At 72.2% G+C, this 26,243-nt stretch carries 21 protein-coding genes; 7 read left to right on the top strand and 14 right to left on the bottom strand.

Annotation, left to right across the window (positions count from 1 at the left end; translation table 11 throughout):
* Nucleotides 1-41 precede the first annotated feature (41 nt).
* Entirely contained in the window at nt 42-350 is a 309-nt protein-coding gene (locus BMW67_RS00975) for a hypothetical protein (protein WP_072746775.1), read from the top strand.
* A 183-nt stretch (nt 351-533) separates the two neighbouring features.
* Here the strand turns inward: BMW67_RS00975 and purD are convergent, their stop codons facing one another.
* A complete protein-coding gene (gene purD, locus BMW67_RS00970; protein ID WP_072746955.1) occupies nt 534-1,802 on the bottom strand; it encodes a phosphoribosylamine--glycine ligase in 1,269 nt (422 codons plus the stop codon).
* A 149-nt stretch (nt 1,803-1,951) separates the two neighbouring features.
* On the opposite strand from purD, the gene BMW67_RS00965 reads away from it, so the two are divergent.
* Nucleotides 1,952-3,109 carry an acyl-CoA dehydrogenase family protein gene (locus BMW67_RS00965; RefSeq protein WP_072746774.1) on the top strand — a complete coding sequence of 386 codons (1,158 nt, stop codon included), beginning with the start codon at nt 1,952-1,954 and terminating at the stop codon, nt 3,107-3,109.
* A 158-nt stretch (nt 3,110-3,267) separates the two neighbouring features.
* On the opposite strand, the gene BMW67_RS00960 is transcribed toward BMW67_RS00965, so the two are convergent.
* The 5 genes from BMW67_RS00960 to BMW67_RS00940 all read right to left on the bottom strand — a co-directional run bounded on the left by BMW67_RS00960 (nt 3,268) and on the right by BMW67_RS00940 (nt 9,233).
* Nucleotides 3,268-5,460, bottom strand: coding sequence for a lytic transglycosylase domain-containing protein (locus BMW67_RS00960; protein ID WP_083581206.1), 2,193 nt, complete (start codon nt 5,458-5,460; stop codon nt 3,268-3,270).
* A gap of 107 nt (nt 5,461-5,567) precedes the next feature.
* Nucleotides 5,568-6,560: an MDR family oxidoreductase gene (locus tag BMW67_RS00955; protein WP_072746773.1), complete on the bottom strand. Its 993-nt coding sequence runs from the start codon at nt 6,558-6,560 to the stop codon at nt 5,568-5,570.
* Between the two features lie 63 nt (nt 6,561-6,623).
* Nucleotides 6,624-7,727: a dimethylsulfoniopropionate demethylase gene (locus tag BMW67_RS00950; protein WP_072746772.1), complete on the bottom strand. Its 1,104-nt coding sequence runs from the start codon at nt 7,725-7,727 to the stop codon at nt 6,624-6,626.
* An 88-nt stretch (nt 7,728-7,815) separates the two neighbouring features.
* Nucleotides 7,816-8,424, bottom strand: a complete 609-nt coding sequence (locus tag BMW67_RS00945; protein ID WP_072746771.1) for a DUF1326 domain-containing protein — start codon at nt 8,422-8,424, stop codon at nt 7,816-7,818.
* Between the two features lie 11 nt (nt 8,425-8,435).
* The gene (locus tag BMW67_RS00940; protein ID WP_072746770.1) at nt 8,436-9,233 is read right to left on the bottom strand and encodes a DUF2182 domain-containing protein; all 798 of its coding nucleotides are present in this window, start codon (nt 9,231-9,233) and stop codon (nt 8,436-8,438) included.
* A 151-nt stretch (nt 9,234-9,384) separates the two neighbouring features.
* Between BMW67_RS00940 and BMW67_RS00935 the strand changes: the two genes are divergently transcribed.
* The gene (locus BMW67_RS00935; RefSeq protein ID WP_072746769.1) at nt 9,385-10,113 is read left to right on the top strand and encodes a FadR/GntR family transcriptional regulator; all 729 of its coding nucleotides are present in this window, start codon (nt 9,385-9,387) and stop codon (nt 10,111-10,113) included.
* Between the two features lie 318 nt (nt 10,114-10,431).
* Nucleotides 10,432-12,060 (top strand): thiamine pyrophosphate-binding protein, encoded by a 1,629-nt coding sequence (locus BMW67_RS00930; protein WP_072746768.1) that lies wholly within the window; start codon nt 10,432-10,434, stop codon nt 12,058-12,060.
* A gap of 7 nt (nt 12,061-12,067) precedes the next feature.
* On the opposite strand, the gene BMW67_RS00925 is transcribed toward BMW67_RS00930, so the two are convergent.
* Entirely contained in the window at nt 12,068-12,589 is a 522-nt protein-coding gene (locus tag BMW67_RS00925) for a MarR family winged helix-turn-helix transcriptional regulator (protein ID WP_072746767.1), read from the bottom strand.
* Nucleotides 12,590-12,654: 65 nt separating this feature from the next.
* Nucleotides 12,655-13,611 carry a glycosyltransferase family 2 protein gene (locus tag BMW67_RS00920; protein WP_072746766.1) on the bottom strand — a complete coding sequence of 319 codons (957 nt, stop codon included), beginning with the start codon at nt 13,609-13,611 and terminating at the stop codon, nt 12,655-12,657.
* A gap of 199 nt (nt 13,612-13,810) precedes the next feature.
* On the opposite strand from BMW67_RS00920, the gene fdhF reads away from it, so the two are divergent.
* Entirely contained in the window at nt 13,811-16,585 is a 2,775-nt protein-coding gene (gene fdhF / locus BMW67_RS00915) for a formate dehydrogenase subunit alpha (protein WP_072746765.1), read from the top strand.
* Between the two features lie 3 nt (nt 16,586-16,588).
* Here the strand turns inward: fdhF and BMW67_RS00910 are convergent, their stop codons facing one another.
* Nucleotides 16,589-17,188, bottom strand: a complete 600-nt coding sequence (locus BMW67_RS00910) for a histidine phosphatase family protein (protein ID WP_072746764.1) — start codon at nt 17,186-17,188, stop codon at nt 16,589-16,591.
* Between the two features lie 171 nt (nt 17,189-17,359).
* Nucleotides 17,360-17,566 carry a cold-shock protein gene (locus tag BMW67_RS00905; protein WP_072746763.1) on the bottom strand — a complete coding sequence of 69 codons (207 nt, stop codon included), beginning with the start codon at nt 17,564-17,566 and terminating at the stop codon, nt 17,360-17,362.
* 218 nt (nt 17,567-17,784) lie between these two features.
* On the opposite strand from BMW67_RS00905, the gene BMW67_RS00900 reads away from it, so the two are divergent.
* Together BMW67_RS00900 and cutA are read left to right on the top strand one after the other, a co-directional pair.
* Nucleotides 17,785-18,270: a hypothetical protein gene (locus BMW67_RS00900; RefSeq protein WP_072746762.1), complete on the top strand. Its 486-nt coding sequence runs from the start codon at nt 17,785-17,787 to the stop codon at nt 18,268-18,270.
* 36 nt (nt 18,271-18,306) lie between these two features.
* Entirely contained in the window at nt 18,307-18,627 is a 321-nt protein-coding gene (gene cutA, locus BMW67_RS00895; RefSeq protein WP_072746761.1) for a divalent-cation tolerance protein CutA, read from the top strand.
* A gap of 25 nt (nt 18,628-18,652) precedes the next feature.
* On the opposite strand, the gene BMW67_RS00890 is transcribed toward cutA, so the two are convergent.
* From BMW67_RS00890 to BMW67_RS00875, 4 genes are all read right to left on the bottom strand, one after another.
* Nucleotides 18,653-20,035 carry a TRAP transporter large permease gene (locus BMW67_RS00890; protein WP_072746760.1) on the bottom strand — a complete coding sequence of 461 codons (1,383 nt, stop codon included), beginning with the start codon at nt 20,033-20,035 and terminating at the stop codon, nt 18,653-18,655.
* Nucleotides 20,032-20,673 (bottom strand): TRAP transporter small permease subunit, encoded by a 642-nt coding sequence (locus tag BMW67_RS00885; RefSeq protein WP_072746759.1) that lies wholly within the window; start codon nt 20,671-20,673, stop codon nt 20,032-20,034. The genes BMW67_RS00890 and BMW67_RS00885 overlap by 4 nt, the downstream gene beginning before the upstream one ends.
* Nucleotides 20,674-20,730: 57 nt before the next feature.
* Nucleotides 20,731-21,741 (bottom strand): C4-dicarboxylate TRAP transporter substrate-binding protein, encoded by a 1,011-nt coding sequence (locus BMW67_RS00880; protein ID WP_072746758.1) that lies wholly within the window; start codon nt 21,739-21,741, stop codon nt 20,731-20,733.
* 127 nt (nt 21,742-21,868) lie between these two features.
* Nucleotides 21,869-26,218 carry a PAS domain S-box protein gene (locus BMW67_RS00875; RefSeq protein WP_072746757.1) on the bottom strand — a complete coding sequence of 1,450 codons (4,350 nt, stop codon included), beginning with the start codon at nt 26,216-26,218 and terminating at the stop codon, nt 21,869-21,871.
* Between the last annotated feature and the right edge of the window lie 25 nt (nt 26,219-26,243).

The following is a 26,243-nucleotide window of genomic DNA, read 5'->3' as shown; positions in this document are numbered from 1 at the left end:
TGCGCGCACCCTGACGCCGACCGATGGAACGAGGAGGCGCGATGTTCAGGGCATGGATCGCGGCCGCGCTTGCGGCGCTGGCGCTGGCGGCGTGCTCGTCGCCGGGAATGCGCTTCGTGGGCGCCGAGCCGACAAGGGTCGAGGTCGACGGCTGGAGCTTCGACGTCTATCGTGCGGGCGACGAGGCGCAGGCCATTCGGCTCAGCAGGGCATGGGGCGCCAGCGCCGAGCTCATGGCCCTGCGCGGCGCCGAGGCCATGCGCCGCGCCACGGGTTGCGAGCCGGTCGAGAAATCGATGCGGGCCGACCCTTCGGTGCTGACGGCGGTCTTGCGCTGCACGACCGGCTGATTGGCGGGCTGGCCGCCGCGCGTGCGGCTGCGCGGCGGCGACCGTTGGCGGTGGCCGAGAGGCCCGGCGCGCGCCGTTCCGGCGAGTTCGCGGCGCCGGCTCGTTCAAGCACGCCGCCGGGCGCGTCCGGGCGCGCGCCCCCGGGCCGGTCCGGCCCCTAGCGCGTTTGCCGAAGCGCCGCGTTCAGCGCGACAGCGCGCGCCAGCCGATGTCGCTGCGGCAAAAGCCGCCGGGCCAGTCGATGCGGGCGATGGCCTCGTAGGCCTTGGCGCGGGCCTCGGCCAGCGTCGCGCCGCGCGCGGTCACGTTCAGCACGCGCCCGCCATTCGACAGGATGCGGCCGTTTTCGGCTCGGGTGCCGGCGTGAAAGATCTCGACGTCCGGGTCGGCCGCCGCGGCTTCGAGGCCCCGGATCTCTTCGCCCTTGGCGTAGGCGCCCGGATAGCCCTTGGCGGCCATGACCACGGTCAGCGCCGGTTCGGGGCGCCAGTCCAGCCGCACGCCCTCGAGCCCGCCCTCGGCGCAGGCGCGCAGGGCGGGCAGGATGTCGCCCGCCAGGCGCATCATCAGAACCTGGCATTCGGGGTCGCCGAAGCGGGCGTTGTATTCGACCAGCCGCGGGCCCGACGGGCCGATCATCAGCCCCGCGTAGAGCACGCCGCGATAGGGAGCGCCGCGGCGGGCCATTTCGCGGATCGTCGGCAGGACGATCTCGTCGATGGCGCGGCGCTCGATCTCGGGGGTCAGCGCCGGCGCCGGCGAATAGGCGCCCATGCCGCCCGTGTTGGGGCCCTTGTCGCCGTCGAAGGCGCGCTTGTGGTCCTGCGCGCCGGGCAGGGGCAGGACGTGCTCGCCGTCGGTCAGGACGAACAGGCTGGCCTCCTCGCCGGGCATGAACTCTTCGATCACCACCGCCGCGCCCGCGGCGCCGAAGGCGCCGGCGAACATCTCGTCGATGGCGGCCAGGGCCTCGTCCTCGGTCGCGGCCACGACCACGCCCTTGCCCGCGGCCAGCCCGTCGGCCTTGATCACGATGGGGGCGCCCGACGCGCGGACATGGGCCTTGGCGGCCTCGGGGTCCTCGAAGCGGGCCCAGGCGGCGGTCGGCGCGCCGCAGGCGTCGCAGATCTGCTTGGCGAAGGTCTTGGACGCCTCGAGCTGCGCCGCCGCGCGCGAGGGGCCGAACGCCGCGATCCCCGCCTCGCGCAGCGCGTCGGACACGCCCGCGGCCAGCGGCGCCTCGGGGCCGATGACGACGAAGTCGATCTCCTCGGCCCGGCACAGGGCGATGACGGCGGCGGGGTTCTCGATGTCGGCCGGGACGCAGCGCGCGACGGCGGCGATGCCGGCGTTGCCCGGCGCGCAGATCAGCTTGCCGCAATCGGGGCTGCGGGCGATCGCCCAGGCCAGGGCGTGCTCGCGCCCGCCGCCGCCAAGGATCAGGATGTTCATCATGCGCCTCTTCGCTGTGGTCGGCCTCGCTTGTAGGGCGCCGGGGGCGGGCGCGTCCAGACGCGGCGCGGCGGGGCGGCGCGGCGCTGGATTCGGAACGGCGTTTCGCGTATTTCGACATCAGCAGCCGGCAACCGAGGAAGACCCCGATGGTGGACGAAGAGACCTTCGCGCAGCTGATCGACGCCGTGGACCGTTTCGTGGAAGAGCGCCTGATCCCGGCCGAGCCGCGCGTCGAGGCCGAGGACGAGATCCCCCCCGAGATCGTCTCCCAGATGCGCGAGATGGGCCTTTACGGCCTGACGATCCCCGAGGAATACGGCGGCCTTGGCCTGAGCATGTCGCAGGAGGTGCGGCTGGTGGAGCGGCTGTGCCGCGCCTCGCTGGCCTTTCGCTCGCTGATCGGGACCAATCTGGGCATCGGCTCGCAGGGCATCCTGATGGATGGAACCGAGGAGCAGAAGGCGCATTGGCTGCCGCGGCTGGCCTCGGGCGAGGTGACGGCCTCGTTCGCGTTGACCGAGCCCGATTACGGCTCGGACGCGGCGCATATCCGCACCTCGGCGCGGCGCGACGGGAACGATTTCGTCATCAACGGCGTCAAGCGCTACATCACCAACGCGCCGCGTGCCGGGGTGTTCACGCTGATGGCGCGCACCAATCCCGACGATCCGGGCGCGGGCGGGGTGACGGCCTTTCTGGTTCCGGCCGACGCGCCGGGGCTGGAGCTGGGCCCGCCCGACCGCAAGATGGGTCAGCGCGGCGCCAAGACCTGCGACGTGCGCCTGACCGACGTGCGCGTGCCGCAGGACGCGATCATCGGCGGCCCCCAGAACGAGGGCAAGGGCTTTCGCACGGCGATGAAGGTGCTGGACCGCGGGCGGATCCACATCTCGGCCGTGGCGGTGGGAACCGCGCAGCGCATGCTGGACGAGGCGCTGCGCTATGCCATGGAGCGCGTGCAGTTCGGCAAGCCGATCGTCGAGCACCAGCTGGTGCAGGCGCTGCTGGCCGACAGTCAGGCCGAGCTTCTGGCCGCGCGCGCCATGGTGCGCGAGACCGCGGCGCTTTACGACCGCGAGGGGCGCGCGCAGCTCGAGGCGTCGGCCTGCAAGCTGTTCTGCACCGAGATGGCCGGCCGCGTCGCCGACCGGGCGGTGCAGGTGCATGGCGGGGCGGGCTACATGGCCGAGTATCCCGTCGAGCGGCTTTACCGCGACGTGCGCCTTCTGCGCATCTACGAGGGCACGAGCCAGATCCAGCAGATGCTCGTCGCCCGCCAGATGGCCCGCCGCGCGGCGCGCTGAGCCCGGCCGCGCGCCGGCGGCGGGGGCGCCGGCCGTCGCCCGCGCGGCGGCGTCGCCCGCCCGCGCGGCCGGCGCGGGGAGCGTTTCGCATGCGTCGCCGGGCGCGCGCGTCGGCGGCGCGCTCCGGCCCGGGCGCGGATGCGGCGTGGCCGGTTGCGTCAGCGCGGGCCCAGCCTTGCGCCAAGCGACAGGGGCTGCGGCGCGCCGCTCAGGCGGGCGGCGTAGACATGGACGCTTTCCATCACGCGCATGACGTAGTTGCGGGTCTCGGGGTAGGGGATGGACTCGATCCAGTCGAGCATCTCGATCTGGCCGCGCCGCGGATCGCCCAGCCGCTCGAGCCATTCGCGCACGCGCGCGGGGCCGGCGTTGTAGGCGGCCGCGGCCAGGGGCTCGGCGCCGAATTCGCGCATGAGCTCGGCCAGATAGGCCTGCCCGAGCCGCGCATTGTAGCGGCCCTCGGAGGTCAGCGCGTCGCGCGAGTAGTCCACCCCCAGCGCCGAAGCCACCTTGCGCGCGGTGGCGGGCATCAGCTGCATGAGGCCGCGCGCGCCGGCGGGGCTGACGGCCTCGGGGGCCAGCTCGCTTTCCTGCCGCGCGACGGCCAGCGCCAGGGCGCGCGGCACGCCCGGGGCGGGCGGGCCAAGATCGACGATCGGGTAGAGCAGCACCGCCGGGGCGTCGCCTTCGGCGGCCCGCGTCGTCTTGGCGATGGCGATGGCGATGTCGGGGCGCCCGAGGTCGAGCGCCAGCGCGCCCAGCGCCTCGCGGTCGCGCCGCGTCGGCGCCTGGCGCGCGGCCGCGGTCAGAAGCCTTCGGGCCAGATCCGGCGCGCTCGCCTCGGCCGCCAGCGCCCCGGCGCGCGCCAGCCCGCCGCGCAGCCAGGGCGCGCGCTCGGGGTCGGGCAGCGGCGCGGCGCCCGTCAGCGCGGGGTCGGGCGGGGCGCCGATCCGCTCGGCCGCCAGCTGGCCGTAGAAGGTGGTCTGGAAGGCGGCGGCGCGGGCATGGGCGGCGCGCGCCTCGTCCGCCTTGCCGGCGGCCTCGAGCGCGCGGCCCAGCCAGTAGCCCGCGCGTCCCTTGCTGACGGGGGTCGAGACGGCGGCGTCGAAGGCGCGCAGATGCGTCAGCGCGCGCGCCGGATCGTCGAGCCGTCGCAGGGCGATCCAGCCGGCGAGCCATTCCAGCTCGGCCATGCGCGCCCCATCGTCAAGCCCGTGCCCCGAGACGATGCGCAGGGCGTCGCGCGCGCGGCCCTGCTGCAACGCCTCGCGCGCCAGCAGGAGGCGACCGCGCGCCCAGGCGGCGAGGCGGCCGAGGCCCTGCTTGGAGGGCGGGCGGGACAGCAGCAGCGCCTCGGCCTCGTCCAGCCGGCCGCGCGCCAGCAGGAAGGCGAAGCGGTCATGGGCAAGGCCCGGATTCGCGGCCAGCCGGGCGGGAACGGCGGCCAGCGCGGCCTCGGTGCCCGGGCGGCCTTCGCGCAGCGCGATGCGCGCGCGCATCAGCGCCATCAGATCCGCGTCCAGATGCGGCGCCATGCGCATGGCCTCGCCGCTCAGGCCGCGCCAGAGCAGCATGTCGAGACGCTCCGCATGGGCGCCGGCCAGCGCCGCGCCCCATTCGCGCTCGAAGGCGCGCTGCTCGGACGGGGTCAGGGACAGGCGGTGCCATGCGGCGCGCGCGGCCGCGCGGGCGGCGTCGATGCGGCCCTGGGCGCGCAGCGCCCGCGCCAGCATCAGCGCGCCGGCGCCCGTGGCGGGGGGCGTTCGGGCGAAGAAGGCGACGATCTCGGCCGGGGGCGGGGCCTGGTCGAACGGCGCATCGGCGGCGGCGCGCTCGGCCGCGCGGCGCAGCCGGGCGGCGTCGGGCCAGCCGGGGTTGCGGGCGAGGAAGTCGGCATATTCGCGCCAGCGCCCTTCGCCCGCGCGCAGGCGCAGCCAGCGCAGAAGGTCGGCGCCCGCCGGCTCTGCGGCCGCATCCAGCGCGCGTTCGGCCAGCAGGGCCGAGGGCCAGTCGCCGCGGCGCGCGGCGGCGAGGCCCTCGGCGACGATCCGCTCCGCAGGGCCGGAAGAAAGCGGCGCCGCGCCCGAGGCCCGCGCGTCCGAGGCCGCGGCCCTGCCGGGCGGAGCGGGCGTCGCCCAGGGGGCCGCGCCGTCCGGCGTCGAAGCGGCCGCGCGGGCGGGCGCCTCGATTCGCGCTTCGGTCCGCGGGGCGGGAAGCGGCGCGCGCAAGGGCGCCGGGCCCTCGGCGCCCGCGGCGGCCTGGCCGAGCGCGGCCGCCGCCAGCGGCGCCGCGTGCAGAAGGAAGAGGGTCGCGGCCCCGCTCGTGAGCCGTCGGCGATGAATGCGCGCCATTCGGGTCTTTCCGCTCGATCCGCGCGGTTGCTCCGCGCCGTGACGCGCAGTCTAGCACGGCGGCGCGGCCGAGGCCCGATCACGCGCGCGCGATCGGGCCGCGGCGGTCAGGCGTTGACGTCGACGACGACGCGGCCCTTGACCTGGCCTTTCAGGATGGCCTGCCCCAGCGCGGGCAGATCGGCCAGCGTCGCGGGCTGGACCATGGCCTCGAGCTTGTCCATGGGCAGGTCGCGGGCGATCCGGTTCCAGGCGCGCACGCGGTTCTCGTAGGGCTGCATCACGCTGTCGATGCCCAAGAGGTTCACCCCGCGCAGCAGGAACGGAATGACGGTGGTGTTGAGCTGCGCGCCCCCCGCAAGGCCCACCGCCGCCGCCGAGGCGCCGTATTTCAGCTGCCCCAGCACGCGCGCCAGCATGACGCCGCCCACCGCGTCGACGCAGCCCGCCCAGGTCTCGGATTCGAGCGGGCGCTTGACCGGCTCGGACAGCTCGGCGCGCGGCACGATCCGCGAGGCGCCCAGCCCGCGCAGATACGCCTCGGCTTCGGGACGGCCGGTGACCGCCGCCACCTCGTGCCCCAGCGCCGCCAGCAGCGCCACCGCCACCGATCCCACGCCCCCGGCGGCCCCCGTGACCAGCACCGGGCCGGCGCCGGGCTTGAGCCCGTGATCCTCGAGCGCCATCACCGCCAGCATCGAGGTCAGCCCCGCCGTGCCCACGGCCATGGCCTGCCGCGTGGTCAGCCCCTCGGGCAGCGGCACGAGCCAGTCGCCCTTCACGCGCGCCTTCTGGGCATAGCCGCCCCACCAGATCTCGCCCACGCGCCAGCCGGTCAGCACCACCTTGTCGCCGGGCTTCCAGCGCGGATCGGACGAAGACTCGACCGTGCCGGCGAAGTCGATGCCCGGCACATGCGGATAGGTCTTGACCAGCCCGCCGCCCGTGGTCAGGCACAGACCGTCCTTGTAGTTGAGGGTCGAGTACTCGACCGCCACGGTCACGTCGCCCTCGGGCAGACGCGATTCGTCGATCTCCTGAACCGAGGCGCGGGTCTTGCCCTCGTTGTCCTTCTCCACGATGAGCGCCTTGAAGGTCATGCGCAGTCTCCTTTGTGCGTCGTTTCCATTGGCGCGGGGCGCGGGCCCCGCGGCGTGCGTCGTTCAGTTGAAGGGGCGTTCGCGAACCGTGGCGCGGCGCGCGCCTTCGGGCGTTTCGACCGTCACCTCGGTTCCATCGTCCCAATGGGTCATGCGGATCATGCCGATGGCCACGTTGGTCTCGAAATCGGGCGACCAGGCGCAGGACGTCACCCGCCCGACCGCGCGCCCGCCCGCATGCACGGGCCACACGTCCGCGCAGGGCGCCAGCGGCGGGCCCGATATGGCCAGGCTGCGGATCTGGCGCACCGGCCCCTCGGAGGCCACGCGCAGCAGCGCGTCGCGCCCCACGCAGCCGATGGCCGTGGCCGTGTCGCAAAACCGGCCCAGGCCGCATTCATGCGGCGTGTTCTCGCGCGTCATGTCGTTGCCGTAGCTCAGCAGGCCCGACTCGATGCGCTCGATCAGGTTCGGGCAGCCCGCGCGCACGTCCAGGTCCGCCCCGGCCGCGAACAGCGCGTCCCACAGCGCGGGGCCGATGTCGGCGCCGTCGACATAGATCTCGAACCCGCCCTGCTTGGAATAGCCCGAGCGGGCGATCACCAGCTCGCGCCCCCGGAAATCGAACAGGTCGAAGCGGAAGAAGCGGATGTCGCGCACGCGCTCGCCGAACACCCGCGCCATCAGCGTCTCGGCCAGCGGGCCCTGCACCGCCAGCGGCGAGACGTCGGGCTCGGTCACGTCCACCTCGAGCCGGAAGCCGTAGGCCAGGCCCTTGACCCACAGCAAGAGGTCGCTGTCGGCGATCGAGATCCACCACCGGTCCTCGGCCAGCTTGAGCGTGACGGGGTCGTTGAGCATCCCGCCGGTCTCGTCCACCATCGGGGTGTAGAGGCATCGGCCCGGATGCACGCCGCGCAGATCGCGCGGGGTCAGCATCTGCACAAGGCGCGCGGCGTCGGGACCGCGCACCTCGACCTGCCGCTCGCAGGCCACGTCCCACACCTGCACCGCGGTCTTGAGGTGGCGGCACTCGGCGGCGACGTCGCCGAAATGGGTCGGCAGCAGCATGTGGTTGTAGACGGTCCAGCCCTTGACCCCGGCGGCGATCACGCGGTCGGTGAAGGGCGTGCGGCGCGTGCGGCGCGAAATCGAAAGCTCGGCCATGGCGGCTGCTCCTGGCGTGGTTCTGCGCGGGGCGCCCGCCGCCCCGCGCCGCGCTTGCGGCGGGCGGCGCCCGCCGCGGCCGGCCCTGTCAGGCCGAGCCCCAGCGGATCTGGCAGATCTCGGCCGAGCGGCCGTCGAAATCCCACACCCGGCCGCGGTCGCGCACGCGGCCCTGATCGGCCTTTGCGATGGTCACGTCCGGGCCCATCCAGTAGCCGGTGTTGACGACCTTGACCTCCTCGCCCGGCTCGGCGCCCTCGATCGGCGTGACCGCGCCCTTGACCTTGCGGCCCACGGTCAGGCGGCGCGTCTTGCCCTCGGTCTCGTAGGTCACGGGCTGGCGCTCGGCGCCCAGGAACTCGCCCACCAGGACCGAGAACAGCCCCGTCGTGCCGCGCGCCTGCCCCGAGAAGATCCTGACCAGGGCGTCGAAGGCCTCGTCCGAGGCGCGCTCGTCGATATAGGCGGCGGCCTTCCAGTTGCCGCGCGCCATCAGGCCGGGGATGTCCAGCAGCATGCCGATGTTCAGCCCCGACAGGTCGACGCCGTTGAAATGGCCCTTGTCGATGCGCACGCCCATCCAGGCCTGGCAGTAGCCCTCGGTGGGCGGATGCTTGCCCAGGCTCACCACGCACGGGCAGAACACCGTGCAGTTGCAGTTGAGGATCAGCTCCCCCTCGATCTTCCAGTCGTCCATCGGGCCCCTCCCTAGGCAAGCGCGCCGGCGGCCGTCGCGGCCGCGGCGCCGATCAGCGCGAACCCCAGCGGGCGCGTCAGCGGACGTCCCAGCTCGGGCAGTTTCTCGAGCGTCATGAGGGCGGTCCCCGCCGCCATCCACGCGATGTTCATGGTTCCGCCGACGAAGGCCAGCAGCATCAGCGCCCAGCAGCAGCCGAGGCAGACCGCGCCCAGCTCGACGCCCATGCGCGCGGCCGCGAGCGGGCCGGGGCGCCAGCGCTCCATGAAGAAGGTCAGCGGCGCGCGGCACTTGCTCAGGCACGCCTGCTTGAGCCGGCTGAACTGGTAAAGCCCCGCCAGCGCCAGAAGCGCCGCGTTCAGCCACAGCGCCGTCGCGCGGCCCTCGGCGTCGATCGCGCCCAAGGCCGACAGCCTGGCCTGCGCCAGCGCCGCCAGGGCCGAAAAGCCCAGCCAGACCGCAAGATACCCGCCCAGCAGCGCGAAGAAGTCGCGCTCGCCCCCCGCGCCGGCGCGCGTCAGGTCGCGAAAGGCGCGCAGGGCGGGCAGGGCGGTGGGCGCCATCATCGCCGCCGACATCGCCGCCCACATGGCGACAAGCGCCCAGGGCCGCGCGTCGCGCGCGCCCGCCGCGCAAAGGTCGCGCCACCAGTCGAGGCCAAGCGCCGCCGGCCCCTCGGGCGGGTTCAGCGCCGGGTCCATCAGCGCCGCCGCCGCCCATGCCGCCAGCGTCAGCGCGTAGAAGCCGATCCAGCCGGGCGCCGCGCCCCAGCGCCGTTCGGCCCTTGCCGGATGTTCGCCCGCGCTCATGCCTCGCCCTCGTCCGCGCCTTGTCCTCGGCCGAAGGTTCCGCGCGGGGGCGGGCGCTGTCAACGGCAAATGTCTGACAAATGAAAAAATGGCGGATTTGACCGCGCCGGCGCCCGCTTCTATCCTGCCCCCAAACTGCGCGGAGCCCGGCATGAGCATCGAATATCAGCCCCTGACTCGCGAGGGGCTCGGCGTCCAGATCGCCGACGCGATCCGCGAGGCCATCGTCGAAGGCCGCCTGATGGTGGACGAGCGCCTGCCCGGCGAGACCGAGCTGGCCGAGCGTTTCGGCGTCTCGCGCGCGACGGTGCGCGAGGCGCTCAAGCGCCTGGCGGCGCAGAACCTGATCCGCACGCGCCGCGGCCCGGCGGGGGGCGCCTTCGTCAACCGGCTCAGCCGCGACGAGGCGCAGGAGACCATCGTCACCGTCTCGCGCCTGATGATCGGCATGAACGAGATCGACTTCGAATCGGCGGCCGAGGCGCGCTTCGCGCTCGAGGCCGCATGCCTGCCCCTGGCCGCCAAGCGGCGCGAGGACGAGCATCTGGCCGCCATGCGCGTCGAGGTCGCCGCCCAGCGCGACCCCGAGATCGACGACGAGGCGTTCTGCGCCTCGGACGTGCGCTTTCACTGCGCGGTGGCCGAGGCGGCGGGCAATCCGATGCTGGCGATGCAGATCTGCGGCGCGGTCGAGGCCATGCAGCCGCTGATGAACATGCTGACCTACAGGCTGCGCGACCGCAAGGCGGTGGCCGCGCTGCACGAGGGCATGGCCGACGCGCTCGAGGCGCGCGACGCGGCCGCCGCCCGCGCCCGGCTGGACGAGCTGGCCGCCTATGCCGCGACCCTGGCCGCCGCGCGGCGCGCGCGCGCGGGCTGAACCGCGCGGCGCCGGGTCCTGGCGCGCGGATCGGGGGCGACCCGGCGCTGGCGCAAGGTCGGCCCGCGGTCGGCGATTGCGCCCTTCGCCCGCCGCGCCGATCCGCCCCGCCGATCGCCCCGCCGATCGTCCCGCCGATCGTCCCGGTCCGCCGCGACGGCCGGACGCCTGGCCTCGGTCGGGCGCGCCGGGCCGCGTTCACGATCTTCACGATCGCGCGCGCGTCGCCGCGGGCCCCTCGCCGCGCGCGCGCCCGCAAGCGAGGATGGCGGCGCTCGCGCGCATCCCGCGCCGCCGCATCGCAAGGAGCCGCCCGCCATGCCCGCATCGTCGCATCCGCCCAGCTGCGCCGACGTCATCGCCCGCCGCCTGCATGACGAGGGCGTGCGCCACGCCTTCGGCATTCCCGGCGGCGAGGTGCTGGCGTTGATCGAGGCGCTCGAGCGCGCGGGCATCCGCTTCCACCTGGCGCGGCACGAGAACGCCGCCGGCTTCATGGCCGAGGGCGTGCACCGCATGACCGGCGCGCCGGGGGTGCTGGTCGCGACGGTGGGGCCGGGCGTGGCGAATGCGGTCAACGTCGTGGCCAACGCCGCGCAGGATCGCGTGCCGCTGATCGTCCTGACCGGGCGCATTCCCGAGGACGAGGCCCTGACCTTCCCCCACCAGGTCTTCGACCACCAGGCGGTGCTGCGTCCGCTGGTCAAGGCCAGCTTCGAGGCCCGCCCCGGCGCCTGCGGCGCGATGATCGACAAGGCCGTTCGGCTGGCCGCCGATCCGCGCCCGGGCCCGGTGCATGTCGACGTGCCCACAAGCGTCGCCGCCGCGCCCGAGCGCGCCGCCCCGCCGCCCCCGCGCGCGCGCCTTGGCCCGGCGGCGCCCGCGCCCGGTCCCGCGCTGGACGAGGCCCGCGCCATGTTCCGCGCCGCGCGCCGCCCGGTGCTGATCGCGGGGCTCGACGTTCTGGCCGAGCCGGGCGCGCCCGAAGCGGTGCGCGCCTTCGCCGAGCGCTTCGGCGTGCCGGTCGCGACCACCTACAAGGCCAAGGGCGCGCTGCCCGAGGACCACCCGCTGAGCCTTGGCGGGCACGGGCTGTCGCCGCGCTCGGACGCGCTGATTCTGCCTTTTCTGCGCAAGGCCGACATGATCGTCTGCGCGGGCTACGATCCGATCGAGATGCGCGCCGGCTGGCGCGATCCGTGGGATCCGGCGCGCGCGGTCGAGTTCGCCGCCGCGCCTCCCGTCCACCACATGCACCATGCCCGCCGCGCCTGGGTCTGCGGCGTCGCCGCCGGGCTGGCCGCGCTGGCCGAGGGGGCCGAGCCCGCAGCGCTCTGGCCCGAGGGCGAGCCGGCCGCGCTGCGCAAGGCGCTGGCGCGCGCCTTCGCGCCGCCCGACGCCTGGGGACCGGGGCAGGCGATCGCTACGCTGGCGCGGCTCACGCCGCCCGACGCCGTGGTGACCGTGGACACCGGCGCGCACCGCATCCTGCTCAGCCAGATGTGGCGCTGCGCCGCGCCGGGGCGGCTGCTGCAATCGACGGGGCTTTGCACCATGGGCTGCGCGCTGCCGCTGGCGGCGGGGGCGGCGCTGGGCCGGGCGGGCGCGCGGGTCGTGGCGGTGCTGGGCGACGGATGCCTCGACATGACGCTGGGCGAGCTGGCCACCTGGCGCGATCTCGGCCTGCCGCTGACCGCGGTCGTGCTGGCCGATGACTCGCTGTCGCTGATCGAGCTCAAGCAACGCGCCGACGGCCGCCCCGAGGCCGGCGTCGCCTTCGGGCGCAGCGACTATGCCGCCGCCGCCCGCGCCCTGGGCGGACGCGGGGTCGAGGTCGGCGACGCCGATTCGCTGGCCGCGGCCTATGCCGGGGCGCTGGACGCCGATGCGGGCTTCTCCCTCATCGCCGCGCGCATTCCCCGCGGCGCCTATGAGGGGCTGATCTGACGGCCCGTCAGACCGCCATGGCCAGCTCCAGCGCGCGGGCGTAGTGGCTCTCGCACTGGCAGGCGCAGCCGGGGCGGCACTTGCCCTGGTTCTGCGGCTCGTCGAAGACCAGGGCGCGGCGCTCGAGCTTGCCGATGGCCGCGTCGAGCGCCTCGCGCTCGGCCGGCGCCAGCCCCTCCATCAGATAGGCGGCGCGTTCGCCCACGATGCGGCCGACCTCGCTCTGGATCGCGCGCCCCTCGGGCGTCAGGCGGATGAGCTTGATGCGCCGGTCATGCGGCGATTCGCGCCGGGTGATGAGGCCGCGATCCTCGAGCCGCGACGCCGCGCGGCTCATCGACACCTTGTCCATGGCGACGCGGCGCGCGACCTCGCGCGTCTCCATCTCGGGGGCCTCGGCGGCGGCGGCCAGAACGCGCCACTCGTCCCGCGTCAGCTGGAAGCGGCCGGCATAGATCTGCGCCATGGCATGGCTGACCGCCTCGGCCATGCGGGCCAGCCGCCAGGGAAAGAATGTCTCGAACTGCATCCGCCCTCTCCTGATCGTTGCGGATGCAATCTGTCACATGCGAAAGCGTCGCGACTTGACTTGCGTCAATTCCGGCGCTCTGTGCAGGGCAGCTCGGCCAGAAGCTGGCGGCTGCGCAGCTCGGCCAGCAGGGTGCGGTTGGCGGCCGCCATGTCGGCCAGCAGCCCGCCCACGGCCAGCGCGCCGCCCACCGCCATCAACCCCGAGCCGATCGCCAGCGACTGCACGTGGCCCGCGCCGTCGCCCGCCGCCCAGAACCACGCGAAGCGCCCGAAGGCCCAGACCCCCGGCGCAAGGAACAGCGCCGCCAGCGCGCCGAAGAAACGCAGCGGGTTGTAGAGCGCGAACACGCGCACGATCACCGCCGCCGAGCGCCACACATACCCGGCCACAGAACGGATGAGCCGCGAGGGGCGCGTGGGCGGGTTGGTGCGGATCGGAACCCAGGCGACGGGAATGCCCAGCCGCCCCGCCTGGATCAGCGTCTCGAGCGTGTAGGTGTGGCGATTGAACACGTAAAGCCGCACCGCCGCGTCGCGGTGAATGGCGCGAAACCCCGAGGGGGCGTCGGGCGCCTCGATTCCGGCGGCGATCTGGACCGCCCAGCTGCCCAGCCGCTGAAGCAGCTTCTTGAGCGGCGAGAAATGCGCGATCTCGGCGATCGGGCGGCGGCCCACGACCATCTGCGCCTCGCCGCGCAGGATGGGCGCCGTCAGGTCGGGAATGCAGGCGGCGTCATACTGGTTGTCGGCGTCGGTGTTGACGATGACGTCGGCGCCGGCGCGCAGCGCCGCCTCGAGTCCCGCCATGAAGCCGGCCGCCAGGCCGCGGTTGCGCGGCAGCCGCACCACATGGTCCACGCCGCAGGCGCGCGCGACCTCGGCCGTGCCGTCCTCGGACCCGTCGTCGATCACCAGCCATTCCACACACGAGAATCCCGGCACGTCGCGCGGAAGCTCGGCCAGCGTCGCGGGCAGCTGCTCGGCCTCGTTGTAGCATGGGATCTGAATGATCAGCTTCACCGCGCGCCCCTTCGCCTGCCCCCGACGGCTCCTCCGGCCCGCACAATGCCTTGCGGCGCGCGCGGGCGCAACGCGGCGCATGTTCGGCGCGCCATGGCGCGAAACCGCCCCGCCGCGTCGATTTCCGGTCGTCCGAGGGGCGCGCGCGGGTGCATACTCGGCCCCGGCGACAGGTGCGAAGCGGAGCGCGAAGCGGACGATGACCGAAACGATCAGGTTCATTCTCGACGGCGCCGAGGTCGAGGCGCGGCCCGGGCAGACGATCTGGGAAGCGGCCCATGGCCGCGGCCTGGTCATTCCTCATCTGTGCCACAAGCCCGCCCCCGGCTACCGCCCCGACGGCAATTGCCGCGCCTGCATGGTCGAGATCGAGGGCGAGCGCACGCTGGCCGCCTCGTGCATCCGCACGCCGACGCCGGGCATGGTGGTGCGCACCGACAGCGCCCGCGCGCGCGCCGCGCGGCGCACGGTGCTCGAGCTGCTCATGGCCGACCAGCCCGCCGAGGATCAGGCCCCCGACCGCTCGTCGCATCTGCGCCGCGTGGCCGAGGGGCTGGGCGTGCGTCAAAGCCGCTTCCCGACCCGCGAGGCCGCTCACGCCCCGCGCCCGGACGCCAGCCACGTGGCCATGCGCGTCAACCTTCAGGCCTGCATCCACTGCAATCTGTGCGTGCGCGCCTGCCGCGAGGTGCAGGTCAACGACGTCATCGGCATGGCCGGCCGCGGCCCCGAGGCGAAGATCGCGTTCGATTTCGACGATCCCATGGGCGACAGCACCTGCGTCGCCTGCGGCGAGTGCGTGCAGGCCTGTCCGACCGGCGCGCTGGCCCCGGCCGCGGCGCTGGACGAGGCCGGGCGCGGCGATCTTGGCGCATGCGACCGCGAGGTGACCTCGGTCTGCCCCTATTGCGGCGTCGGTTGCCAGCTGACCTTCAAGGTGCGCGACGACCGCATCGTCTGGGTCGAGGGCGCCGACGGCCCCGCCAACCGCAACCGGCTGTGCGTGAAGGGGCGCTTCGGCTTCGACTACGTCGCGCATCCGCACCGCCTGACCCGCCCGCTGATCCGCCGCCCGGACGCGCCGCCCAAGGGGCTGAACGTGGACCCGGCCAATCCCTGGACCCATTTCCGCGAGGCCAGCTGGGACGAGGCGCTCGACGTCGCCGCCGCCGGCCTCGCGCGCCTGCGCGAGGCGCATGGCGGGCGCGCGGTGGCGGGCTTCGGCTCGGCCAAATGCTCGAACGAAGAGGCGTATCTGTTCCAGAAGCTGATCCGGCAGGGCTTCGGCCACAACAACGTCGATCACTGCACGCGGCTGTGCCACGCCTCGTCCGTGGCCGCCCTGCTCGAGAACGTCGGCTCGGGCGCGGTCACCGCCACCTTCAACGAGATCGAGAACGCCGACGTCGCCATCGTCATCGGCGCCAACCCGGTCGAGAACCACCCCGTCGCCGCCACCTGGTTCAAGCGCTTCGCCAAGCGCGGCGGCAAGCTGATCGTGATGGACCCGCGCGGCGTCGGCCTGCGCCGCCATGCGTGGAAGATGCTCCAGTTCCGGCCCGGCTCGGACGTGGCCATGCTGAACGCCATCATGCACGTCATCGTGGAGGAAGAGCTTTACGACGCCGAGTTCATCGCCCGCTTCACCGAGAACTGGGACGAGATGAAGGCCCATCTGCGCGCCTTCCCGCCCGAGAAGATGGCCGATCTGTGCGGGATCGACGCGCAGACCCTGCGCGAGGTTGCGCGCGCCTTCGCCGGGGCGCGCGCGGGCATGATCTTCTGGGGCATGGGCGTCAGCCAGCATGTGCACGGCACCGACAACTCGCGCTGCCTGATCTCGCTGGCGCTGATGTGCGGGCATGTGGGCCGGCCCGGAACCGGGCTGCACCCGCTGCGCGGGCAGAACAACGTGCAGGGCGCCTCGGACGCCGGGCTGATCCCGATGTTCCTGCCCGACTATCAGAGCGTGACCGACGACGGCGTGCGCTCGGCCTTCGCCGAGATCTGGGGCTCGGGCGACTGGTCGGCGGAAAAGGGGCTGACCGTGGTCGAGATCATGGACGCCATTCATGACGGCGCGATCCGCGGCATGTACATCCTGGGCGAGAACCCGGCCATGTCCGACCCGGACCTGTCCCATGCGCGCGCCGCGCTGGCCCGGCTGGAGCATCTGGTGGTGCAGGACATCTTCCTGACCGAGACCGCCAACTACGCCGACGTCATCCTGCCCGCCGCCGCCTGGCCCGAAAAGACCGGCACCGTCACCAACACCAACCGCCAGGTGCAGATGGGCCGCCCCGCCGTGCCCCCGCCCGGCGAGGCGCGCGAGGACTGGCGGATCATCGTCGACCTGGCCAACCGGCTGGGTCTGGACTGGCGCTACGCGCATCCGCGCGACGTGTTCGCCGAGATGAAGCGCGGGATGAAGTCGCTGGACAACATCACCTGGGAGCGGCTCGAGCGCGAGGCCGTCACCTACCCCTCGCTCTCGCCCGACGATCCCGGACAGGCGATCGTCTTCGGCAACGGCTTCCCGCGCCCCGAGGGACGTGCGCGCTTCACCCCCGCGAAGGTCACGCCGCCGGCCGAGACGCCCGACGACGAATACCCGCTGATCCTGACCACGGGCCGCCAGCTCGAGCACTGGCACACCGGGTCGATGACCCGCCGCTCGCGGGCGCTCGACGCGATCGAGCCCGAGGCGAACGCCTCGCTGCATCCGCGCACGCTGGCGCGGCTGGGCGCGAAGCCGGGCGACATGCTGCGCATCGAGACGCGGCGCGGGGCGATCCGCATCATGGCCCGCGCCGATCGCGCGGTGGCCGAGGACATGGTCTTCATGCCCTTCGCCTATGTCGAGGCGGCGGCCAACATCCTGACCAACCCCAAGCTCGACCCCTTCGGCAAGATCCCCGAGTTCAAGTTCGCCGCCTGCCGCGTCACGCCCGAGCCGGCCGCGGCCGTCGGCTGACCCTCAGACGGGCGGCGCCCCGGCGTCGTCCAGAAGCTCGGCCGCGCGCTGCTTGTCCAGCGCGCGGTGCCGCCAGACGTCGGCGGCGGGCATGACCCGCAAGGGCAGCGCGTTGGGCACGCGGCGCAGGGGCGGATCGACCTTCACGCGCGTCTGCGCCGCCAGCCAAAGCCCCCCATGCGCCACGATCAGCGTGTTGGGGCCGCGCGCGACGGCGCGCTTCATGGCCTCCCATGCGCGCGCTGCGAATTCGGCGAAGGTCTCGCCCCCCGGCGGGGCATAGGCGCCGCGCCAATACTCCATCAGCCACGGGCCATGCGGCTTGCCCTGATGCTCGCCCAGGTGACATTCCTTCAGCCCGTCGTCGAGGATCACCTTCAGGCCCTTGGCGTCGGCGAGGATCTCGGCCGTCTCGCGCGCGCGCGCCAGCGGGCTGGCCACGATGTGCGAGACCGGCTGATCGCGCATCACTTCGGCCGCCCGCATGGCCTGCGCATAGCCGACCGCGTCCAGCTTCACGTCCAGCTGGCCCTGAGTCACGCCCTTGGCGTTCCACTCGGTGCGGCCGTGGCGCAGGAAATAGAAGGGGTGTTCGAATGCCATGCGAGCGTGTCCCTTTCGCGCGGGAATGATCCAATGATGCCGCGCTTTGGTTAACGCAGTCTTCGGCGGCGCGAAAGCGCGTCTTGCGCACGCGAAAAAGCCCCGCCGTCGCCGGCAGGGCTTTCGCAAGTTCTCTCGGGCTGCGGGCCTGAAGCCGCGCCGCCCGCCCGGTCAGGGGTAGGAGACGCTGCCGGCCGAGCTACGCCCGTCGCGGCCGCGCTCGAGCTCATACTCGATCTTCTGGCCGTCGGCCGGGGCCGACAGACCCGCGCGCTCGAGCGCCGAGACGTGCAGGAACACGTCGTTGCCGCCCGCGTCGGGCTGAATGAAGCCGAAGCCTTTGGTGGAGTTGAACCATTTCACGGTGCCGGTGGCCATGTCGCCAATCCTTCGCATTGTCGCCGCGCGCGGAATGCCGCGGCTGTGGCTGGTCAGTCTCAAGACGCCAGCACCAGTCGAAGGACAGTCACCGTAGTCAGTCAGAGATAGATCGCAGCGCCCTTGTGCCCCGAATCGCAGGGCATGGCAAGGCATTTTTTCCCAACGGCGTAGCGTGCGAAACCTTTGGTGAACGGATTCGGCGCCAGGATGCCCGCATGAGCACGCCCTTCGCCATATGCCCCGACCCCGCGCCGCTTCCTGCGCACGCCGCCTGCACGCTGCGTCTGCTCGATCGCCGCTCGGACCTTCTGGTGCGAGAGGTCGCGGCCCTGCGCGCCGCCTGCGCCGCGGTCAAGCGCCGGCGTCCATTCCAGATTCTGGGCGCGGTCGTTCTTCCGGCCGAGCTGCGCCTGGTGATCCGCGCCCCCGATCACGACCTGCAGGCGCGGCTGAGCGCGATCAAGGCCGGCTTCATGCGCGCTCTGCCGCCGGAAGAGAAGCGGCGCTCGATCCTGCTGCGGCGCAAGGATGTCGGCGTCTGGATGCGCGGCGCCGTCATTCGCCCTCTTGCCGACGGACGGGCCTTGCGCGAAGAGATCGAGGCGTGCTGGCGCGCACCGGTTCGCGCGGGCCTGGCCGCCGACCCGTCGCAATGGCCGTTCTCGTCCTATCGGCGCGATGCCTCGGCCCGCGCGGCGTGACGGGCCTTGGCGCAAGCCGCAGCAACGGAGGGCCGCATGATCGTTCTTGTCGAAACCACCGCCTCGTCGCGCGACGAGGCCGAGCGAATCGCCCGTCTTTGCGTCGAGCGGGGGCTGGCCGCCTGCGCCAACATCGACGAGGTGCGCAGCATCTATCGATGGCAGGGCGAGATGCAGGAGGAGACCGAGTTCCGCATCCTGCTCAAGACCGCGCGGGAATCGCTCGATGCGCTGTCCGCGCTCATCCGCACCAACCACAGCTATGAAGAGCCGGCGATCCTGGCGCTCGAGGTCTGCGGCGGCAGCCCCAGCTTCCTGGCCTGGGTGAAGGAGAATTCGCGGGGCGAAGGCGGCTGATCGCCGGCCCTCGCCCCGCCGCGGATCAGCCGCCCAGCTGCGCGGGCAGCCACAGGACGATGCCCGGGAAGGCGATCAGCACCGCCACGGTCAGAACGTCGGCGATGAAGAAGGGCGAGGCGCCGCGGAACACGTCCTGCACCGAAATGTCGGGGCGCACCCCCGCCACCACGAAGCAATTGAGCCCGATCGGCGGCGTGATCAGGCACAGCTCGGCCATCTTCACCACGATGATGCCGAACCACACCGCGCATTCGGGGCCCGTCATGCCCAGCGCCGAATCGGCCGCCGACACCCCCATCCCGCCATTGAGCGCGATGACCGCCGGGAACGTCACCGGCAGCGTCAGGATCAGCATGCCGATCGCGTCCATGAACATGCCCAGCACGACATAGGCGCTGAGGATGAGCAGCAGGGTCAGCATCGGGGGCTGCTCCAGCCCCGCCACCCACGAGGCGAAGGCGCCCGGCAGGTCGGCGAAGCCCAGATAGCGCACATAGATCAGCACGCCCCAGATCATGGTGAAGATCATCACCGTCAGCTTGGCGCTTTCCATCAGCGCGCCGCGCAGCTGCGACCAGCGCATGCCGCGCCAGAGCGCCATCACCAGCACCACGAAGGCGCCCAGCGCGCCCGCCTCGGTGGGCGTGCCCCATCCGCCGTAGATGCAGAAGATGATGATCGCCACCACGAACATGATCGGGAAGGCGCCCGGCAGCGTCTGGAACCGCTCGGCCCAGGTGAAGCCCGTCACCGGCGGGCCCAGATGCTTGCGCGTCTTGGCCAGGGTGATCACCAGCCCGCCATAGATCACCGCCGACACCGCCCCCGGCAGGAAGCCCGCCAGCAGAAGCTGCCCGACCGAGCTTTCGGTGATGATCGCGTAGATCACCAGAATGGCCGAGGGCGGAATCAGCGAGGCCAGCGTGCCGCCCGCCGCCACCACGCCGGCCGCGAAGCGCTTGTCGTAGCCCAGCTTCAGCATTTCGGGGATCGCGATGCGCGCGAACACCGCCGAGGTCGCCACCGACGCCCCCGAAACCGCCGCGAAGCCCGCCGTGGCGAAGACGGTCGCCACCCCCAGCCCGCCCGGCAGCCAGCCGACCCACCGCTTGGCCGCTTCGAACAGCGCCTTGGTCAGCCCCGCATAATAGGCCAGGTAGCCGATGAGGATGAAGGTCGGGATCAGCCCCAGCACATGGGTCGAGGTCTTGGAATGCGGCACCTGGCCGGCGATGCGCACCGCCGTGGTCAGCCCGCGCTCCCACCCCTGGCCCTTGTCGAAGGCGAAGACCGTGAACAGGCCGATGAAGCCGATCAGCGCGGTCGCGAAGGCCACGCGAACGCCGATCACCACCAGAAGGATCAGCAGCCCCGCCAGAAGAAACGATGTCTCGATCGTCGTCATCGCGCCGCTCCTCCATCGCCGCGGGCGTCGTCCTCGAGCCCCGAAACCGTTTCGGCCTCGTGCCTGGCCTGGGCGGCGGCGTCCTCGATCAAGGGGACCGCCACGGGGGTCAGCTCGCCCGCGGCCAACGCGCGCCAGAAGGCCCACAGCTGAAGCGTCAGCCGCACCGCCAGCAGCGCGAACATGATCGGGAAGGCCAGCTTGGTCGGCCAGATCGGCAGGTTGATGTCCACCGTCGAGTCGCCCAGGCGGATCGCGCGTTCGGCATGATCCCAGGTTCCGTAGATCAGCGCCGCGGTGATGATCAGCATCAGCAGCGTGCTCAGCAGCTCGAACGCCCAGACGGCGCGGCCGTTAAGCTTGCCGATGACGAAATCCATGCGGATATGCCCGCCCAGCCGCTGGCAATAGCCGATGCCGAGCACCGCCATCAGCGGCACCGCCTGGATCATCCAGTCGATGTAGCCCGAGATCGGCGCGTCGAACAGCTTGCGCCCCAGGATGTTCGCCACCGAAAGCAGCATGACCGCCAGGATCAGCAGCCCGCCCGCAAGGTTCAGCGCGCTCTCGACCCTGAACAACGCGCGGTCGAGGCGGCTGAGCAGGGAGTCGTCCTCAAGGACCGAATGCGATGACATGTCTCGCCCTCTCGTCGCCCGGCGCCGTCGGCGCGGCGCCGGGCCTGCCCGCCGCGCTCAGCGCGTCTTGGCCAGGGTTTCCTGAACCAGGTCGTAGAGCTCTTGCGCGGGGATGCCCTGCGCGCTCATCTGGGCGATCCAGGCGTCGCGGATGGGCGCCGCGGCCTTGTCGCGGAAAGCCTGCAGTTCGGACTCGGGCAGGCGCACCTTCTGCACGCCCTTTTCCTTGAGCACGGCTTCCCAGCGGTCCAGCAGCTTGCCGTAATTGGCCAGATAGTGCTGGATCGCCGGTTCGATCGAGCTGTCGAGCGCGGCGCGATGCTCGGGCGACAGCGCCTCGTAGGCGTCGATGTTGACCACCACCGGGCAGTTGACGGTGCCGGGGTTCAGGTTCTCGGTCCACCACTTGGCAATGTCGATGGTGCCGTAGGACAGATGCGCGTGCTGCGCGAAGGCGACCGCGTCCACCACGCCCGATTCGAGCGCGCTGTAGGCCTCGGTCGCGGTCACCGAGGTGGGCACGGCGCCCACGGCGCGGAACGCCTCGCCGATGCCGCCGGTGGCGCGCACGCGCATGCCCTTGAAGCTGTCCAGCCCCGTCGGCGCATCGCCGACGCCGGCCAGGTTGTATTGCGGCATGGGCGAGGGCATCAGAAGCTTCGCGTTCCAGCGCGCCAGGTCCTTCTGCACGGCCGGATGGGCGTAGACCGCGTTGCTGACGGCCACCTCCTGCTCCAGCGTCGAAACGCCGAGGAAGGGCAGCTCCAGCACGGTGATGGTCGGGTTCTTGTCGCGGTGATAGCCGGCGCAGAACTGCGCCATCTCGAAGGCGCCGATCGAGATGCCGTCGAGATTCTCGCGGTTCTTGGACAGGCCGCCATAGGAGATGTTGAGCGTGAACTCGCCATTCGTCTTCTGCGCGACCAGCTCGGCCAGCTTCTCGACATGCTCGGTGAAGGCGCGGCGCTTGCCCCAGACCGAAACGTTCCATTCGACGGCATAAGCCTCGGCTGCGAAGGCGCAAAGCGCCGTGGCTGCAAGCGCGATGCGCGCGGTTTTTCTGATCATGCGAACCTCCCGATCGTTGCGCCGCGCAGGGCGCGGCCGTTTGCGGGCGGCGTCTTTGCGCCGCGCTCAAGGCCCACAAGCTAAACGCTTCTTCGGCGAAGCCAACGATTTTCTGAACGCAAGGGGCTCAGCCCTCGGGGGCGACGCGGCGCAGCGCCTCGAGCGCGGCCTGCAGATCCTCGCGCCGGAAGGGCTTGGGCACGTGGCGGTCGAAGCCGCGCTCGAGATATTCGGCGACCTGATGGGTCATGGCGTTCGCGGTGATCGCCGCGGCGGGCGTCGGGGGCAGGCCGCGTTCGGCCTCGTCGCGGCGTATGCGATCGAGCGCCTCCATCCCGTCCATTTCGGGCATCGAGATGTCGAGCAGCAGCGCGTCGAAGCGTTCGCGGCGGGCGGCCTCGACGGCCTGAAGGCCGTTCTCGACCAGAACGGCCTCGACGCCCATGCCGCGCAGCATCGCCTCCATGATCATCCGGTTCGAGGGCGTGTCGTCCGCCGCCAGCACGCGCATGTTGCGGATCGGGGGCGCCTCGGCCTCGGCTTCGCCCGCGGCCGGCGGCGTCTCGGCCCGCGGCAGCGGCAGGGCCACCGTCACCCGCGTGCCCTTGCCCGGGGCGCTGCGCACATGGATGCGCCCCTGCATCATCTCGACCAGGCGGCGCACGATGGCCATGCCCAGCCCGGTTCCGCCGAAGCGGCGCGAGATGGTGCTGTCGGCCTGCGCGAAATCCTCGAACAGCTTCTTCTGCTGCGCGCGCGTCATGCCGATGCCGTCGTCGCGCACGTCGATCACCACTTCGTCGCGCCGGTTGACGCGCAGCTGCAGCTCGATCTCGCCCGATTCGGTGAACTTGACCGCATTGCTCAGCAGGTTGTGCAGGATCTGCTGGACCCGGTGCTGGTCGCCCAGGCGCGGCGCCTCGGCCAGGGAATCGATGCGGCTGCGCAGCGTCAGCCCCTTTTCCGCCGCCTTGAAGGCGTGCACGTCCGCGACGCGCCGCGCGGCCTCGGCGGGGGCGAAGGGCGCGGCCTCGAGCGTCAGCTTGCCCGCCTCGATCTTCGACATGTCGAGCAGGTCGTTGAGGATGTTGAGCAGCGTCTCGCCCGACTGGCGGATGGCGCCGATCATCCTGAGGCCTTCGGGATCCTCGATCCGTTCCTCGAGCAGCTCGGCCATGCCCAGGACGCCGTTGAGGGGGGTGCGGATCTCGTGGCTCATCGTCGCCAGGAACAGCGACTTGGCGCGGTTGGCCTCCTCGGCCCTTTCGGCGGCCTCGACGATCTCGGTCACGTCCGAGCCCAGCCCGCGATAGCCCTTGAAGGCGCCGTTCTCGTCGAAGACGGGCGTGCCGCCGATGCGGATCCAGCGCCTTTCGCCGCCCGGCCGGTGCGGCGCCATGTAGACGAAGTTGCGGAAGGGCTCGCGGCGCTCGAGCTTGCGCGCAAGCGCCTGCCAGTCGGCGCTGGCCAGAACCTCGGGCCTGTCGGCGAAATATTCCTCGCGCGTCTTGCCCAGAACCTCGGCGGCGTCCTGGCTGACGACCTGGCGCGAGGCGTTGTCGGACAGGAAGGTGAAGCGCAGGTTCTCGTCCTGCTCCCAGACCCAGTCGTCGCTGACCGAGATGATGTCGTAAAAGCGTTTCTCGGCCGCGTCGCGCTCGCGCATGGCGCGTTCCAGCTCGGCCTTGGCGGCCTCGAGCGCCTGTTCGCGCGCCTTCTGCTCCGAGATGTCGATATGCACGCCCGAGGTCACCAGGGGCTCGCCCGTCGGGGCCCGCAGCGTCACCCGGCCGCGGCTGAGGATCCAGACGTAATGTCCGTCGCGGTGGCGCAGGCGCACCTCGTTCTCGAACATGTCCTTGCCAGCCAGGATCTCGGCATGCTCCTTCTCGATCTTGGCGCGGTCGTCGGGGTGGAGCAGCGCCATGAAATCGTCGGCGGTCACCGCGTCCGGGTCGTCGAGCGAATAGCCCAGCATCTCGGCCCAGCGGCGGTTGACTGGGTTGCGGCCGCTGCGCATGTCGAGCTGCCAGGTGCCGACCTGCGCGCCCTCGATGATGTCGGCCAGGCGTTGCTCGGCTTCCTTGAGCGCGGTGACGTCGATGCGCATGCCCACCCAGCCGCCTTCGGCCGTGCGCTTTTCCAGCACGCGCACCCAGCGCCCGTCGGCCAGGCGCTGTTCGATCGGGCCTTCGCAGCGGGCGTGCTGCGCAAGGCGTTCGCGCAGCCATTCCTCTTCGTGGCCCAGAGCGGCGACGTATTCGCCCGCCGCAAGGCCCGCGCGCAGGATCTGCTCGAAGCTGGCGCCCGGAACCATGGCATGGGCCGAGCGCGGGTAGTATTCCTTGTAACGCTCGTTGCACAGCACCATCCGATCGTCGGCGTCGTAGAGCGCGAAGGCGTCGGGCAGCGCCTCGATGGCCTCGAGCAGCTGGCGGCGGGCGGTGCTGGCGGCTTCGAGCGCGGCTTCGCGCTCGGCCTCGCGGATCTTGTCTTCGGTGATGTCCTGGACCACGCTCCAGATGCGCTTGCGGCCGAGATCGTCCTGAACGAGCACCCCGTTGACCAGAACGTTGCGCACCTGGCCGTCGCTGCGCCGCACGGTCAGCTCGAAGGGTCCGAAACGTTCGCCCACCGCCATCTGCGCGCGCGCCCTGGCCTCGGCCTCGGCCAGGCCGTCGGGCAGGAACACCTCGCGATAACGGATGCCGGGCAGCTTTTCGCGCGGGATGCCCAGGGTTTCGGCCAGGGCGGGGTTCGCCTCTTCGATGCGGCCGGTGTGGTAGTCGTAAAGCATGATGCCGACGGTGGCGAGCTCGACCAGGCCCTCGAGCAGCTCTTCGCGGTAGCGCAGCGCCTCGAACGCCTCCTTGCGCGCGGTCACGTCCATGTGCACGCCCGACATCAGCCGCGGGCTGCCGTCGGCCTCGCGCTGCAGGACGCGGCCGCGGGCTTCGATCCAGATCCAGCGGCCATCCTTGTGGCGCATGCGGAACTGCGCCTCGAAGGCGTCGGTCTCGCCGTCGATGCACCGGCGCAGGCGCGCCATGGCGGCGTGCAGATCGTCGGGGTGGGTCAGGCGGCGCCAGGTCTCGAAGGTGACGGGGCGCAGCTCGTCCACCTGATAGCCCAGCATCTGGGCCCAGCGGTCGTTGATGATGTTCTCGCCGCTGCGGATGTCCCACAGCCATGTGCCGACCCGCGCGCCCTCGATGACCTGGGCCAGGCGGCGCTGGGCGCGGACGGTTTCGGTCACGTCCATGCGCAGGCTGACGCGGCCGCCGCCGGGGACGCGCCGCTCGAAGATGCGCAGGACGGTTCCGTCGAGCAGCTCGATTTCCGATCGGTATTCGTCCTGCGCGTTGCGCTCGCGCAGCTTGCGCACGAAGCGCTCGGGGTCCGAGTCGGGGCCGCCCAGCAGGCCGCGTTCGATGGCCGCGCGGACCAGCTCCTCTTGCGGGACGCCGGGGCGGATCAGGTCGGCCACGCCGCAGTTCATGCGGGCATAGGCCTTGTTCCACATCACCAGCCGATCCTCGGCGTCGGTGAGGAGGAATGCGTGCGGCAGCGTCTCGATCGCGTCGCGCAGAAGGTCGGCGGCGGCCTGCGCCTTTGCGCGGCTGCGCTCCAGCTCGGCCTCGCGAAGCTTGCGCTCGGTGATGTCGCTTTGCAGCGCCAGATAGCCGACGATCTCGCCGTTCCGGCCGCGCCGCGGCAGGATGTTCGTCTCGATCCAGTAGGTTTCGCCGTTCTTCGCGCGGTTCCGGATCTCTTCGCGCGCAGGGCGGCCGGCGGCCAGGGCGGCGCGGATGCGGGCCTTGACCGCCGGATCCGTGCCGTCGAAGTGAAGAAGCTCGGAGGGTCGCTTGCCGCGCGCTTCTTCCAGCGAATAGCCCGAGCGGCGCTCGAAGGCCGGGTTGACCCAGGTGATGCGCTGCGCGGCGTCGGTCATCACCACCAGGTGGTGGGATTCCCGCGCCGTCTGTTCCAGCCAGTCGAGGCGCTCGGCGCGCCGGCGCTCGGTCGTGACGTCGCGCACGCGCAGCCGCAGCTCGGTCTTGCCCGAGGGCGCGGCGACGGGCATCGCCGTGAGCTCGAACCAGGCCTCCGAGTCGCCCTCTTTCAGCCCCAGCATGGCGCGCGGGGGCGGCGCGGCGGCGTCGAGCGCGGCGGTCGCGCGGGTCAGCTCGGCCAGGGCGGCGGCCGGTTCGGCGGGGTCGAGAGCGAGGGCCGCAAGCGCGTCGTCGATGCGCGCGCCCATCAGCGCGGCGGGCGGCAGCGGCCAGCGCGCGGGCGGGCGCCCGCGCCAGCCGGCGCAGCGGCCTTCGGCGTCCAGCTCCAGAATCAGGTCGGGGCAGGCGTCCAGCTCGGCGCGCAGGCGGGCGACCTCGTCCCGCAGGGCGGCGAGTTCGTCGGATTGGGGCGCATACGGCGCCGATGCCGGTTCGGGTCGGCGATTTTCCGCAAAGCCGGACATCCGGGCGCGCTCCACTGTTTCCGGT

It is taken from the genome of Oceanicella actignis, from assembly GCF_900111545.1.
In the GTDB taxonomy this organism is placed as follows: Bacteria; Pseudomonadota; Alphaproteobacteria; order Rhodobacterales; family Rhodobacteraceae; genus Oceanicella; species Oceanicella actignis.
Note: the sequence above shows the minus strand (reverse complement) of the source record. Positions and strands in the feature narration are given on the sequence as shown.